Here is a 14,452-nt window from a genome sequence, read left to right as displayed (position 1 = left end):
TTCACGAAATAGTTCGGGAGGTAAAGTCCGCAACCCCGCCGGCTATGCAGACAAGGTTTCCTTTTTCGGTTTTCTGTGAATAGGCTAGTTGTTCCACTGACTCTCATTTGCGTATTTCTCTGTTTGGAAAATACTTTTTCCCAGAAGGGGTATAGCGTCCGGCATTTTACGGACGATAACGGCATGCCGCAAAATAGCGTCAGAAGCCTTGCCGCGGACGCCGAGGGCTTTGTCTGGATCGCTACCGAGAACGGCCTTGCGCGTTTTGACGGCCAGCGGTTTAATGTGTTCGATAAATCATTTGTGGGCACGACGAGCAACCGTTTTTACATGCTGTCGCCGTCAATGAATGCAACCGGGGCCGGGCGCCCTGGCCAGCAAAAGCCTGGGCAGGAAATTTACGCGGCAGCGGATTATAATCAGTTTGTGAAGATCGAGCACGGTATCGCGAAAGTTGATTCGCTTTATTATCAAAACAAAATCCGGACGCTCTCGCATTTCAATAACGGCAACCCCCATACGCTTATTTCTGTGGGAATCCCTACCTACCTGCGGGATGTCGCCCGCCCGAGCTACTATATCATTCCCGATAGTTACGGAGAAGGGAAGTACTACGTTATCGATAGCGCTTCCGTACAGTTGTACCATGGTGAGCGCAAGTTATATCAAACGGCGTTTGCAACCGACACGCTGCCGTTGTGGTGGAATTACTTTATGCTGGGAGATAAATTGTATTATGCCGGTGAAGGTAGCAAAGTGCTTGGAATCAACGCACAAGGTGCGCGGCCGGTATCTATTGATGGAGATATGCTTCGCGATAACCAATACAATGGCGAATTTGAGGGCATGAAGGTCTTTTGGAATATTACTTCCGACCAACTCTTCTTTTACCATCGTAAAAAGCTGTATGCCGTCACCGAAACAAGAAAACGCGGGCTTACGACGCGGCTGGTGCTGGACGGGTACGATCTTGACGAGCAGGTGATCCAGTCGGTGTATCGCGATCCTGCCACGGAAACACTATTTCTCGGTAGCCCGTCCAAGGGCTTGTTTGTATTGACGAAACAGCCATTTGAGGCATTGACATCCCCGGAGCCCGATATTGCAAACGTTTATTATGCAACGGTACCCATACGCGGCATGAGTATACTTACGGCGATGGGCATGGTGCTCGGCAAAGATCCGGTTACGGGCCAGACTACCACCAGGAAAGTGCCGGTTCTGGAAGGGTTGTACACGGGTGACAAACGCAGCTTGTTTTACGATAAGCAAGGTTTGCTCTGGATAAAAATGGGTGATTTCCTGTATCGGGTCGACGTGGAGGCTAATCGGGTGTTGTATAAATTGAACTTTCATACGGAAATCAAGCATATTTATCCCGATCAGAACGGGAAGGTGTGGATCGCGACGGGCACCAAGGGAATTTATACGTTGGACCCTTCAGAAAAGGACCCGCAGCCGAAGTTGGTGAAGGAAGCCATCAAGGGAACCTATTTGCAGACATTGGGTGATGATATGCTCGTGGCGACAACCACCGGTTTGTATATTTTCAATCGCCATTCGGGAGGGGCCAGGCTGATCAAAAGTACGGATGGGATTTATATCAAGAGCCTTTATGTGGATAATGCCAACCGGGTTTGGATGACTGCCAATGGCGAGGGGTTGTTGATGTACGAAAATAACAAACTCACCCGCTTTCCGCTCGACCGGAACCGCTACCTGGGGAGCCCGCATTGCATTGTGAACGATGGACATGGGTTTTTCTGGATACCTACGGATAAAGGACTTTTCCAGATAGCGGTTAAAGATCTGCTCGACTACGTGCGGGTGCCTTTCGACCTGTTTTACCTTTACCACGCGAAAGAAGAAGGATTCCTGACGAACGAATTTAATGGCGGATGCCAGCCTTGCGCCTCGACGCTGAGTGACGGCACCATTTCGCTGCCATCGCTTAATGGGCTAATCTGGTTCCAGCCGGATAAGGTGATCACGAAAGTACCGTCGGCGGGCATCGTGCTGGACAGGATCCTGGTGAACAGGCAATGGCTTACAGGCTTGGGCGATACGCTGGTCTTACCTGCCAATCCGGTGCAGGCGCGGTTTTTCTTTTCGACGCCCTATTACGGTGATGCATATAATCTCAACCTTTCCTACGCGCTTCTGGATGAGGGTGAGCCGGTGCAGGCTTCGGACTGGATTCCGATCCAGAGCAACGATTTCAGTATTGTGTTTTCGAACCTGGGACATGGCAGGCATACGCTGCTGGTGCGCAAAGTGAATGGCTTCGGGAAAGACAATCATACGATCCGGGAAATCTGTGTTATTGTACCGCCGCTCTGGTACCAGACCTGGTGGGCAAAGATCCTGTTCGCGCTGGCGGTGGCGGGAGGTTTTTACCTGTATAACAGCTTCCGACTGCGTAAAATATCGAAAGAAAAGGCGCGGCTGGAAGAAATCGTTGCGAAACGTACCGAAAGCCTGAACCTCGCGCTGCGTGACGTGGAGGAATCGAAGAACGAAATGGGCCGGCAATTGCATATGCTTTCGAGGCTGCTGGCCTCGATGACGCACGATATTCAATCTCCGTTGAACTACATTATGATCACCTCGGGCTCGATCCCCGCTATGATCGACAAGGGTGAGCTGGGAGTGGTTTCGGAAATAGGGCAGGTGATTTCAAACTCCTCACGCCGCATGAGCGACCTGCTGCGCGGCTTGCTCGACTACATCAAAGTGCATGTATACGGCAACAGCATTCAGTTCGAAAATGTGGCGCTCAGGCAGCTGGTCGATAATAAATACGAACTATTTAAAACTGCCAGTGAACAAAAGGGCAATGTTTTTGAAAACGAAGTCCCCGCGGACCTGACCGTCCCCTCGGATGCTCAAATGCTGGCTATTATGGTCCATAACCTGCTCGACAATGCTGTCAAATTTACGCACAACGGTACCATCAGCGTAACGGCGACTGGAGATGCAGGTTCCGGTGTGATCATGTACATTTCCAACTCAGGAGCGGGTATTCCGCTTCACGTGATCGACATTATCAACACGCCCGACCGCGAAGAAGCCGACGGGGAAATGCGGCCGCTCGGACGGAAAACGGGCCTTGGGTTGCTGATTGTCAAGGAGGTAGCTGTGCTGATCGATGTAAAGCTGCACGTGAGCAGCGAAGCGTCGCAAACCTGCTTTACCCTGCAATTCAATGCGGCTAGAACTGTTTGAGGAGCGAGACTTTTTTGGAAAGTTCAATCGAGTCGACCACGTCCAACTTGTTGAAAATGCGCCGTTTGTAAGTGCTCACAGTATTTTCTTTCACATTCATGATCGCCGCGATTTCCTTCGTCCATTTGCCTTCGGTGAGTAGCTGCATCACACGCATTTCGTTGGGCGAGAGGCTGGTAATAGGGTTCATTACCTTGCCGAAATTGTTGTCTTTGATGGTATTAAGCAGGATTTGCTGTACCTGGTAGCTCACATATTTGCCTTTGCTCATGACGGCCTTCAGTGCGGCCTTAAACTCGTCGTGCGAGGCTTGTTTGGAAAGAAAACCATTGGCGCCCGCTTTGATGTAGGGCAATGCGTACACCTGTTCGTCGTACCCCGAATGTATCAGGATGATGATATCCGGCTGCTTACTGCGGATCATGTTCATCATTTTGATATTCTCTCCACCCGGAATATCGATGTCCAGAATCAGGAGATCAAATCGCTCCTGGTCCAGCAAAATAAGGCCCTCCGGGAATGTATCACATTGGGTAACAGTGGCTTTTGAGTCAGTTTCAGAAATGAGAAGTTTCAGCCCCATCCGGATCAGAGGATGGTCTTCGACGATCAATATCTTCATAAACAGTTAATCAAGGGAAAGGACATTAGTGGATAACTCACAAATCTAGAAATTTATTGAAGCTTCGGGTTGTAGAAATGTATCTACGCTTGCAACGTTTTAACTCTATAAGCACACTGTTGTATACATAGTAAATTTGTGCATTAATTAACGTTGAGTATCATAAATATCCTTCCGGTGCTGCCGGAGGGCTATTTTATTTTAAGGGGTTACGAGGCGACAATCGCTTACCATTATACGACAAGGGCTTTCGTGTTCAGAATGGGTCGGTTAAATTTACCCTATGAACGATCAGCAAAAACAATTCGTCCTCGCATTCGTGGCGTATGCCGCCCAGCGCGACCTTCCGCTGGAAAAACTTTGCCGTCTTTCGGGTATCGAGCTGGGAACGCTCACACCCGGTGGGAATTTTGAGATAGGTCCGAAGCAATTCAACGATCTGTGGCTGAATGCCTGTCACCTGAGTAACGATCCGTTGTTTGGGCTTCATTTGGGCGAGTCGTTGCAGTTGGCGGCATTGGGAGCTGTGGGCGAGATTATCAAAAGCAGTACCACGGTCGGTCAGGGTGTTGAACACGCCGTCGCCCTCGCACCGCTCATCACCGATTTGTTTGAAATGTCCATCGAGCACGACGCGCAGGCATTTACGCTCCGTCTGCATCCGGATGAAAACCGCCGCGCGGCTTCCCCGTTTGCATTTGGACAAATGACCAGTTTCTTCCTCGTTTTCGCGGTACATGAGCTCGACGGTCTCATCCTCGCACGTATACGCCCGGAGCGCGTCACGATGCCATTTGCTGAAGCCGCCGCCCCGGAGCTGGAACGAATCCTGCGCTGCGCGCCTACACGGTCAGACAATGATTATGCGATTTCTTTTGACAAAAAATACTGGGATATGCCGATACTCACCGCCAATTATGCTTTGCAGGAAAGCCTGTTACAGAAAGTAGGCTCAGCGGCATCCGGCAAGGTTGGAAGCGGTTCCTGGCAGGACAAGGTGCAGCAGTATTTGTTAAAAAATGCCTACCTGGGTATCGTCTCGCTGGAAGAAATGGCGGCGAATTTTAATGTGAGCCCGCGCAGTCTCCAACGAAGATTGAAAGACGAGCAGGTTACCTACCAGGACCTCGCCGATGATGTGCGTAAGTCCTTGGCGCTGCATTACCTGGAAAGCGGAGGGTATTATGTGAAGGAAATCTCCTATATGTTGGGATACAATGAGTTGAGCGCGTTTTCCCGGGCGTTCAAGCGCTGGACGGGAACCACGCCGGCGGGGTATCAGAAGTTGTCATGAGAGGTCAGGAGTAGTCATGAGTAGTCAGGTATGGTCATGAGTAGTCAGGTATGGTCATGAGAAGTCGGGTATGGTCATGAGAAGTCGGGTATGGTCATGAGTAGTCAGGTATAGTCATGAGTGGTCAGGTATGGTCAGGAGTGATTACTAACTTAACCCAATGACGATCCTTGACTACACTTGACTACTTCTGACAATACTTGACCACCCCTGACTACTCTCGGCTATAAACTTCCCATTCACCTCCCCATTCCCCAGCTCTTATTCGGCAGCGGGCACATTTCCAGTTCGAGCGTACCGCCGTTCACGAGTTCTTCGTGGGTGAATGTAGGCACATTCAATGCTTTCCCGTTCATTTTGGCACTTTGAATGTACTTGTTGATCACCGAGCAGTTTTTAGCGATTACTTTAAATTCCTTTCCGTTGGGCAAATCGATCGTAACCTTCTCGAAAACAGGGCTACCGATTGTGTACACTGGCAAACCGGGTGTGATCGGATAGAAGCCCATAGAAGAGAATACGACAAATGCTGTCATACCGCCTCCGTCTTCATCGCCGGGAATCCCGAAAATGTTGTCTTTGAACCAGACATCAAGGAGGAAGCGAATGCGCTTCTGCGTTTTCCAGGGGGAATCGGTGAAGTTGTAAAGGTAGGGAATGTGGAAACTTGGCTCATTACCCATTGAGTACTGGCCCACGAGGCCGGTGGCGTCAGGGAATTTGCCCCAGAACTCGTATTTGCTGCGCCCGAGTCCCTCCCGGTAGAGCTGATCGAGGCCGCTTTCGAATTTCTTTTTGCCTCCCATTAAACTGATGAGCCCGTTCACATCGTGCTGCACCTGCCATTTGTAGGTCCAGCCATTGTTTTCATCATAAAAATCGCGGCCACCCATTCCGCCGTCGAATTTAGGATCGATGGCAATCCATTTGCCCTGGCTGTCTTTGGGGATGAACATTTGCTTTTCTTCGTTCCAAAGATTTTTGTAGTTGGTCGCCCGCGCGTTGAATTTCTGAAAATCGGCAGGTTTGCCGAGGTCCTTTGCCAGTTGCCCCACTGCCCAGTCGTCATAGCTGCCGCCGAGGGTAACCGCCACTGCCTGGCGCTTTTCAAAGCCATCGACCAGCTTTACCGTTTCTTTTTCACCCGGAGTAAGTGCCGGGAAGAAGCCTTTGGTATGATAAATGTCGTCGAGTTCGCATTTAGGGCCGTTGCGCCATGGAAGCATGGTCGCTTGTTCCGCATTCTTTTTCATGCCTTCGTAAGCTTTGGCAATATCAAAGTTTCGAAGGCCTTTGCGGTAGCCGTCCAGCAAGGTTACCGACGAATGGAAGCCGTTCATACACGCGTGGTCGCCGAAAAGCACCGGAAATGTAGGCATCCAGCCGCTTTGCTCGTACATATGCACAAATGATTGCAGCATGTCCTCCTCCTGCGCCGGGTTCAGGATCACACGCAGCGGGTGGTGCGCGAGGTAAGTGTCCCAAGTCCAGTCGTCTACATAAAACGGCCGGTTGCTCGTGTGGATCTTTTTGTCATAACCGCTGTAATACTGATTGTCTTCCGAAATATCCACCATGCGCTCGTAGGTACGGTAGAGCGAGGAGTAGAAGCTCCGTTTCTGCGCCTCGGTACCGCCTTCTACACGGATCTGTCCGATTGTTTTTGTCCAAATTTGCTCCCCCGCTTTTTTCAGCTCATCGAATCCGGTGTTTTTTACCTCTGTTTCAAAGTTTTTCTTCGCCTGTTCGGCGCTTACGAATGAAATCGCGTAACGAAATTCGATTGCGGAAGCATTACCTGGGAATGTAATGTAGGCTTTGGTTTTCTTTCCTTTTGCTTCATCGCCGGATACCACATTTTCGCCTTGAAGCGAACCTGTTTTGCCCACCTCACTGAATGTTCCATAGAGGTAAACAGGGATATCGTCATGGTAAATCTCACGGGCGATTATTTCCTTTCCTCCCGTGAATTTCCAGCTTCCCTCTCCGTTGTTGTACTGATCGAAAAGGATGCTTTTTGAGCTATTCTTCGGAAATTCAAAGCGATAAATGCCGGCCTTTTTACCGGGGACAAATTCTACTTTTACTTCGTCGTCAATCAGATAAGTGGAGTAATAATAGGGTCGGAGCACTTCCAGGTCGTGATCGTAAGCCATTTTGTGCTTCCAGGAGGCGGCGCTGACCGGCTGAATGCTGGGGCGCAATGCAAATGCCTGGCCGAGCCGATGGGATACGATGATGGCCGGAAAGCTCGAAATCTGGTCGTCGAGGTAATCCTGACGGACGGGAAACATGCGCATCATTTGATTGGGCAGCTGTACGGTAGGCCGTGTAGGTTCCAGGAGCTGGCCTACGTTTCCGATGCGCAGGTCGACATATTGCAGGTTATCTTTTTCAGGACTCTTTTGTGCGGGACTGGTTAAAGAATGCAAACAAAAAGCAAGTATGAACGAGTAATTAGTCAGTTTTTTAAAGGGTTGAATCATGCTTAATCAAATTTTAATGACAGTTTCGGCGCTTGTGTTTTGGTTGGTTATGGTTTTAAAAAGTATATATACCGGTATGTACCGGGCTTTCCTGGAAATATTCGCCTCTCTTCGGCGGGTTATTAAAAACCCTGGTTATTGTTTAACTTTAAATTGATATCGTGCAAGTGTAGTTTTGCGAAACGAACACGAATTAAACGCGCGTTACTTAAGAAAAGCTTAACAATCGATTAACAGAACCCTTAAATGCATTGCCAGGAGAAAACTTTTTACAGTTTTCCCGCCAACCCGCTCTTATGAAATTCAGGTCTATTCTCTTTTGTTTTTGGTTAATTGTATTGTCAGTCATCGCTTTTCGGGCGAGAGGCCAGTCTTATGGGCTTGGTTTCGAGAGCTTTGAGGCGGTGCAGGACAAACGGACAGGACTCGACCTGAGCCCGGAAGGACCGATTTGCCTGGATGGAGACTTCGAGCTGAGCTTTGAACTGTCCTTTCTGCGAAATAAAAAGACCTATTTCGGCTATATCGTTCGCGTCATCGGGGACGACCAGCAGAATATCGACCTGATTTACGACAACAGTTCCGTTCATCAGGACCATTTCAAGCTCATCATCGGGGAGCAGTTTTCACCCACCGCATTCGATTTCCAGGGAGATGACCTCTTCGCCAAATGGAACCGCATTACGCTGCGTTTCCAAAAGCAGAAACAGCAGATTACCGTGGTGTACGGAAACCGCAGCTTTTCGCAACCCGTCAAGTATGTAACGAAAGGGTGTTACAAGATCCTTTTCGGCGCGAATCAGTACAAGGAGTTTCGCACCACCGATGTGCCGCCGATGAAAATCCGGAACGTAGAACTGCGTGAAGACGGACGCGTGGCTTACCGCTGGCCGTTGAATGAAACGGACGGAATGAAAGCGACGGAGGACATCGGGCAAAAAGCCGCGGTAGCAGCTCACCCGATCTGGATCAAAAAGCTGCATTATGAATGGAAACTTTTGCAAACTGTGACGCTGAAAGGCTATGTGCGGGTAGGATTCGATGAAAAAAGCAGCAACGTGTTTGTGGTGGGGCAGGATTCGCTCGTGCGGTTCAGTCTGGCCGGGAACCGGCTGGCAACGATGCCTTACCGAAGCGGGAAACAGCCTGTGTATGTAGATAACCAGGTGCTGTTTGATACTGGCAGGAACCGCTTGTATAATATTTTTCTGAACGAAAAGCAGGTTACAGCTTTTGATACCGTAACCCGCAGCTGGAATAAGAACGACATTCCGGCCCAGGCCAAGACCTACTACCTTCACGCCAATAAATTTCTCTCGCCCGCGGATTCTTCCATTTATGTGCTCGGAGGTTACGGGCATCTCGCCTATAAAAAGGAAGTGCAGCGTTACCATCTGCCCTCAGGAACATGGCAGCAGGTTGCATTGAAGGATTCCGTTTTTACGCCGCGATACCTGGCCGCGCTGGGGGCCACGCAGGGAGGCGCGTATGTGATAGGCGGGTATGGGAGCTCCACAGGCCAGCAAATGCTCAACCCGCGCAATTGGTACGACTTACTCTATTTCGATCGCGCGCAGCGTAAATTCAGCAAGATTTATGAATTGAAAGTGCCGAAAGAAGATTTTGTATTTGGTAACTCGATGATTATCAATGAGCAGGATAGCTCTTATTATGCATTGATATTTCCAAAGCATCAGTTCAGCTCCGAGTTGCAGCTGATCAAGGGATCGCTCAATCGTCCGGAGTTTACCCCCGTAGGTTCGAAGGTGCCTTATCAATTTATTGATATAGAATCGTTTGCCGACCTTTTTTACGACAAGGCAAATGGGCGTTTTGTTGCCGTGACGCTGTATCGGGATGCGAATTTGCAGACCAGGGTAGCTATTTACTCGCTTTATGCCCCGCCACTCGAAAACGTTGCTCCCCAAACAGCTGCATCCGCCGGCTCTTCAGGGCGCAGTTTATGGATTATCGGAGCGCTTTTCGCAGCTGCATTGCTGGTGTATTGGCTTTACCGTTACATGCCGGGGCAACTGGGCAAACAAAAGGCGACGAAGGCACCGGTAGTCGGGCCCGTGCCGGAGCTGGAAGCACTGCCGGAAGCCGAACAGCCGGCGGTGGAAGAAGAGATTGTCGAAAAGGCCGTGCCTTACAAAAGCTGCATCCTGCTGTTCGGGAATTTGCAGCTGTATGATGAGGACGGGAATGAGATCACCAAGCAATTCAGTCCACTCGTGAAGGAGCTATTTCTGGTCATATTGCTTTATTCTATCCGTTGGGACGGGATCAGTTCGGAAAAATTGAAGGAGCTGCTCTGGTTCGACAAGCCGTCGGAAAGCGCACGGAACAACCGGTCGGTAAACATCGCAAAACTGAAAGCGATCCTCGACAAGATGAAGCATTGCCAGGTATCGAAAGAGACGGGTTACTGGAAGATCAAAATCGATTTTGAGAAGATCGAGGTCGATTATATGCATTACCTCACATTACTCGGAAACCGTAAGCTGCTTACCAAGCAAAGTATCATTGAGCTTGCCAGCATTACCAAGCGGGGGAATTTCCTTTCGAATGTGGAGTATGAATGGCTGGATAGTTTCAAATCCGAGATTTCCAATGAGATCGTCGATGCTTACCTGCGTTATGCGGCTTCGGTCAAAATTGCCGATGACCCCGAATTTCTCGTCAAGCTGGCCAATTACGTGTTTTACTTTGATCCGGTGAATGAAGAGGCGATGATCCTCAAATGCAAGGCATTGGCCCATTTGGGTAAGCACTCGCTGGCGAAAACTACTTTTGAGAACTTCGCCCGCGAGTATAACCGGATTTACGGAGAGGATTTCAGGAAGGATATGCCGGAAGTATTGCATTCCTAATGGACCGAAGTTCGTGAACGGCATTCCCGGGCAACCGGTTTAGGGTATTTTTGTGATAAGTGTCTTATTTGTAGCTTATTATGATGGATTCTTTACTAAATCTTTGCCGCGAAGTGACGGGAATGTCCGATGAAGAACCGGCTATTGTGGAGCGCTATCTGAAAACGGTCAGGCTGAAACGCAAGCAATTCCTGATCAGGGAAGGCAGGCAATACGACTTCATCGGTTTTGTAAGCAAGGGTGCTATCCGGCATTTTACCTGGCGCGATGGCGTGGAAAAAACTTGCAATGTCAACTTCGAAAACCAGTTCTTCACCGATTTTGACAGCTTCTACCGGGGTACACCTACCACCAATAATTCGGTAGCGATGGAAGATTCCGTCGTCCTGACCCTTTCCAAAACCGACCGCGACCTTCTGCTGACAGAATGTCCCGCTTTCGAGCGCTTTTCGAGGATAATCAGCGAGCAGGCTGTGCAGGAAGCGGCTGAGCGTGCCTCGCGCCTTACCTGGGACCGGCCCGAAGATCGTTACCTCCATTTGCTGGAACATCAGCCCGATCTTGCGAAGCGTGTTCCGTTGAAACACCTGGCTAATATGCTGGGCGTCAGTGCCGAAAGTTTGAGCCGTATACGAAAACGGCTCGCGAGCTCCGTGTTTTCTTGACGATCGTCAAGTATTTGCCCGCTGCCCGGGAAATACCTTTGTGCTGTCGCAAGGGAGTTCCTGCGATGTTTGCACAAAAACTATTCAGCCATATCAATGAAAAATGAAATGATTCTTCCGGCGGAGGCGCAGGTACTCCCTGTCCGCGACACTGCTCTGTTGTTGAAAACATGGGTTCGTAACCACATTTATGCGAATGCATTAGGGCTGGCCATTCTGCATCCGTTTTTAGCGCATTATTTTACCGGTCCGCACGACAAGGCCCTTACGGCCGCGCAACTGGTGATGCACAATGTCTCGTTGGTGACTTTTATTATACTCCTCGTCGTATGGCAAAACCGGGCGCTTCAAATCCGTTTTTCGATCGGTACATTCCGGGGGCTCGGTTACTTCCTGCTTTTTGTACCCGCCGCTTTCTGGCTTGGGTATTACACCCTGTATATTCCATTCGATATCATTTTTATGTACGTGACGATCGGCATTATCAACGCCGGTTTGGTTGGCTCCTTATTGCCTAAGCCGGGGCAATGGGCATGGCAATGCATATTATCTTTTCTGCTGGCTGGGATAGCTGGCGCCGCTTGCGGCATTGCAGCATATTTCGCCGGACTGAAAGATGCGGGTGGCTTCGTGAAAGATTATGGCATGTGGTCGTTGATCAGCATTACCGCAGCCGTTACCTACGGTTCCCTGACCAGACGAGCATTGGGGCGGCAGCTACGGGAAGCACCCAACGGACAATCGGTCTGAAAACAAAACAGAGTCCGCCGAACCGGCGGGCTCTGTATGAATCACCCTTAACCCTCATAAAAATATTCGAACTAGTTTAGGTTGTTTTTGGGTTTCAGATCTGAGGTGGGGAAATCAAGATAAACCTGCCTGATTTAACAAAACAGAGACCGCCAACATGACGGCCCCTGTATAAACCCCAGTTAACCCTCAGTGAAAAATCAGCTTTGTTGTTTTGCTTCCTATCGGGGTATCGATTTGAAGCATGAATGATCCGGGATGCGGTAATGTGATAATATGTTCTGTGGCCGGGGCCTCGAATTGTCCGAGCTTATTGCCTAGCTGGTCGTACAGCAGCAACCTTTGCGTGCGCTCGGGCAGTTGCACCTGCACCTTGCTCTCGCGTGACGGATTAGGGTAAACGTAGAACCTGTCCAGGCTTTCTTTTTCCGGAATGACGCAAACAATCTTGCTGTAAGTGTAGGAATCATCGGCATCCACTTGCCGGAGCCGGTAATAGCTCGTAGTTGTAAATTCCTGATCGATGTAATGATAGCTTTTCTCCGTTTTGGAGTTAACGGCCCCATCAATCCAGCCCAGCAACTCCCAGTTTTTACCATCGAGCGACTTCTGTATCTCGAACCCCACGTTGTTTGTTTCCTCGGCAGTTTTCCAATGCAACTCGGCAAGGCCGGCAGCGTTCAGTCGTCCCTCGAAGCTGATCAGCCTCACAGGAAGCACGGATAAATCTGAAAACGTATTGAGGCTGCCCAATACCCAGCTGACGCTCACGCCATTGGCCGATCCGGAGCCACTGGCGGCGTAAAGTGCCCCGGGTGAAATTTGCTGTGCCCGCGTATGATATGCGCATAAGGTGATGGCGGTAATGGTTAGAAGTCTTTTCATTTGCTGGTTGGGGTTGAGGTGGCTGTTTTTCCTGCCAATAGCTCTTTGACGCTGGCTTCCAATGCGCTGAGTTTTTTATTCATTTCCTGAACCGATGCCAGCTCTTTTTTCAGGGCGGCGATTTCGTCGGTCTTTTTATCGAGTTCTTTGACGGCTTCGATCAGGTGGGGGATGAGGCCGGTGTAGTTGACGGCTTTGTAGCCGTCTTTATCGGTAGCGACTAACTCTGGGAATTTTTCCTCCACTTCTTGGGCTATCAATCCGGTTTGTAAGGCTGTACTTTGGTTTGGGTCTGTCCAATAATAGTTGTAACCATTGAGGGAGGTTAGTAGTGGCAAACTAGACCTCAATCGTATCTTCATTTTTTTTAAACGACCATCTGAGAGACTTACCACGTTGCCGTTAACATACGCGTTGCTACCGTTTACCCAAAATCGCCAACCGTTGTTGACGTAAAAGCCGATCTCATCATCTGTTTTCATTCCCACGAAACCGTCGGCATTGTTAGCGGAGTTATTAAAATGGATGCCTGCTGTTTGGCCGTTATTTCGGATACGCATTCTCCCGGCAAGGTCGAGGAGATAGTCTGGTGCCAGGACGCTCCCGCCGATTCCAACATTTCCGTTTCGGAGTACAGTGATTGCATTTGACTTGTTAGCCTCAGAGCTTCCATTTCCCAATTGGAATATTCTGTCAGTAGGTAGTGGTGCGCCTTCCGGGTCTGAATTATTATTAAACATTCCCAAGGTTACCGATCCAAGTGATTTTGCGTAAGTACTTGCACCCAAAGAGACAGAGCTTTCTCCCAAAGCACTTGCTTGTCGTCCCGCGGAGAAAGCATATTTCTCCGCGGCGTAAGTGGCAGTTCCCAGTGCTATGGAGCCCAATTCAGAAGCATTGGAGAGATGACCAATCGCCAATGAATTTTCACCCTTCGCAACCGTGCTGTTGCCAGCGCCAAATGAGTTCAATCCTATGTTTACATCTTCCCAAAAAGCGGAATTCGCTATAGAGCCTACTCTGAATGCCGCTTTTTTAGGATACCAGATTAGGTTTCCACCAACGGCTGGAGTGGGTAATGAGGGACCCGATCCGATTGTTCCGGTTTGCACAATTGGGACATTATCAATCCATTTTCGAGATGCGAGCGCGTAGGGGACGCTTTTCAGTTGCGTGCTGCCCAGGTTTGTAAAATTGGTACCACCAGCAAGATCAATTTCGGTTTGTATAAAGCAATTGTCAGATCCCCAATTAATATCATCTAAACCACCGATCAGACCCCCAATGATCAGGGTGAAAACGCCGACGGAGTTGGTTTCCACAATTTGGGTTTCAGAGAATACCACTTCTCCGTTAGGGCCGTCTTTGTGTATTTTGATCCGGACGGAAACGGTCGTATTAGAGACAGCTTTGCCATTAGTATCCCGCGCTACCCCTTGGAAACTAAACTGCTGCGGCGCCTGTGCTTTGGAGGACTGGGATTGGAGCAACAGCAACAGGCTAACCGACAGCAGTATGACGAATATGACTTTGGGTCTACGGGAAAATGCTTTCCAATTTTTCGAATCCAAGGATCTCGGGGCGGTGACGGTTTTAAAATAGCCCGGTAAATGAGCGGCTAAATTTTTCATGTGTGTAAATGTTTTGTGTGA

At 49.5% G+C, this 14,452-nt stretch carries 9 protein-coding genes; 5 read left to right on the top strand and 4 right to left on the bottom strand.

Features of this window, described 5'->3' with window-relative positions; all coding sequences use genetic code 11:
* The first annotated feature begins 123 nt into the window (after positions 1–123).
* Complete coding sequence (locus tag CLV60_RS20380; RefSeq protein ID WP_106597231.1) at positions 124–3,225, top strand: sensor histidine kinase; 3,102 nt, start codon at positions 124–126, stop codon at positions 3,223–3,225.
* On the opposite strand, the gene CLV60_RS20375 is transcribed toward CLV60_RS20380, so the two are convergent.
* Positions 3,212–3,847, bottom strand: a complete 636-nt coding sequence (locus CLV60_RS20375) for a response regulator transcription factor (RefSeq protein WP_106597230.1) — start codon at positions 3,845–3,847, stop codon at positions 3,212–3,214. The two genes, CLV60_RS20380 and CLV60_RS20375, sit on opposite strands and share 14 nt — an antisense overlap.
* Before the next feature lie 283 nt (positions 3,848–4,130).
* Here CLV60_RS20375 and CLV60_RS20370 point away from each other — a divergent pair, with 283 nt between their 5' ends.
* Positions 4,131–5,141 carry an AraC family transcriptional regulator gene (locus CLV60_RS20370; RefSeq protein WP_106597229.1) on the top strand — a complete coding sequence of 337 codons (1,011 nt, stop codon included), beginning with the start codon at positions 4,131–4,133 and terminating at the stop codon, positions 5,139–5,141.
* 239 nt (positions 5,142–5,380) lie between these two features.
* Here the strand turns inward: CLV60_RS20370 and CLV60_RS20365 are convergent, their stop codons facing one another.
* Entirely contained in the window at positions 5,381–7,627 is a 2,247-nt protein-coding gene (locus CLV60_RS20365; protein ID WP_106597228.1) for a GH92 family glycosyl hydrolase, read from the bottom strand.
* 338 nt (positions 7,628–7,965) lie between these two features.
* Here CLV60_RS20365 and CLV60_RS20360 point away from each other — a divergent pair, with 338 nt between their 5' ends.
* The 3 genes from CLV60_RS20360 to CLV60_RS20350 all read left to right on the top strand — a co-directional run bounded on the left by CLV60_RS20360 (position 7,966) and on the right by CLV60_RS20350 (position 11,915).
* Entirely contained in the window at positions 7,966–10,500 is a 2,535-nt protein-coding gene (locus CLV60_RS20360) for a galactose oxidase (protein ID WP_229211064.1), read from the top strand.
* 80 nt (positions 10,501–10,580) lie between these two features.
* Positions 10,581–11,165: a Crp/Fnr family transcriptional regulator gene (locus CLV60_RS20355; RefSeq protein WP_106597226.1), complete on the top strand. Its 585-nt coding sequence runs from the start codon at positions 10,581–10,583 to the stop codon at positions 11,163–11,165.
* Positions 11,166–11,261: 96 nt separating this feature from the next.
* Complete coding sequence (locus CLV60_RS20350) at positions 11,262–11,915, top strand: hypothetical protein (RefSeq protein ID WP_106597225.1); 654 nt, start codon at positions 11,262–11,264, stop codon at positions 11,913–11,915.
* 189 nt (positions 11,916–12,104) lie between these two features.
* Here CLV60_RS20350 and CLV60_RS20345 read toward each other — a convergent pair whose 3' ends face one another.
* Together CLV60_RS20345 and CLV60_RS20340 are read right to left on the bottom strand one after the other, a co-directional pair.
* On the bottom strand, positions 12,105–12,800 hold the full coding sequence (locus CLV60_RS20345; protein ID WP_106597224.1) for a T9SS type A sorting domain-containing protein: 696 nt from the start codon (positions 12,798–12,800) through the stop codon (positions 12,105–12,107).
* On the bottom strand, positions 12,797–14,431 hold the full coding sequence (locus CLV60_RS20340; RefSeq protein WP_106597223.1) for a tail fiber domain-containing protein: 1,635 nt from the start codon (positions 14,429–14,431) through the stop codon (positions 12,797–12,799). The genes CLV60_RS20345 and CLV60_RS20340 overlap by 4 nt, the downstream gene beginning before the upstream one ends.
* Positions 14,432–14,452: the final 21 nt, after the last annotated feature.

The organism is Dyadobacter jiangsuensis (assembly GCF_003014695.1).
Lineage (GTDB): Bacteria > Bacteroidota > Bacteroidia > Cytophagales > Spirosomataceae > Dyadobacter > Dyadobacter jiangsuensis.
This window is presented reverse-complemented; position numbering and strand designations above follow the sequence as displayed.

Excerpts from the sequence above, each read along its gene's own strand:
- CLV60_RS20375 (WP_106597230.1), bottom strand. The coding sequence starts at position 3,847 with ATGAAGATATTGATCGTCGAAGACCATCCTCTGATCCGGATGGGGCTG.
- CLV60_RS20370 (WP_106597229.1), top strand. The coding sequence starts at position 4,131 with ATGAACGATCAGCAAAAACAATTCGTCCTCGCATTCGTGGCGTATGCC.
- CLV60_RS20365 (WP_106597228.1), bottom strand. The coding sequence starts at position 7,627 with ATGATTCAACCCTTTAAAAAACTGACTAATTACTCGTTCATACTTGCT.
- CLV60_RS20355 (WP_106597226.1), top strand. The coding sequence starts at position 10,581 with ATGATGGATTCTTTACTAAATCTTTGCCGCGAAGTGACGGGAATGTCC.
- CLV60_RS20350 (WP_106597225.1), top strand. The coding sequence starts at position 11,262 with ATGAAAAATGAAATGATTCTTCCGGCGGAGGCGCAGGTACTCCCTGTC.
- CLV60_RS20345 (WP_106597224.1), bottom strand. The coding sequence starts at position 12,800 with ATGAAAAGACTTCTAACCATTACCGCCATCACCTTATGCGCATATCAT.
- CLV60_RS20340 (WP_106597223.1), bottom strand. The coding sequence starts at position 14,431 with ATGAAAAATTTAGCCGCTCATTTACCGGGCTATTTTAAAACCGTCACC.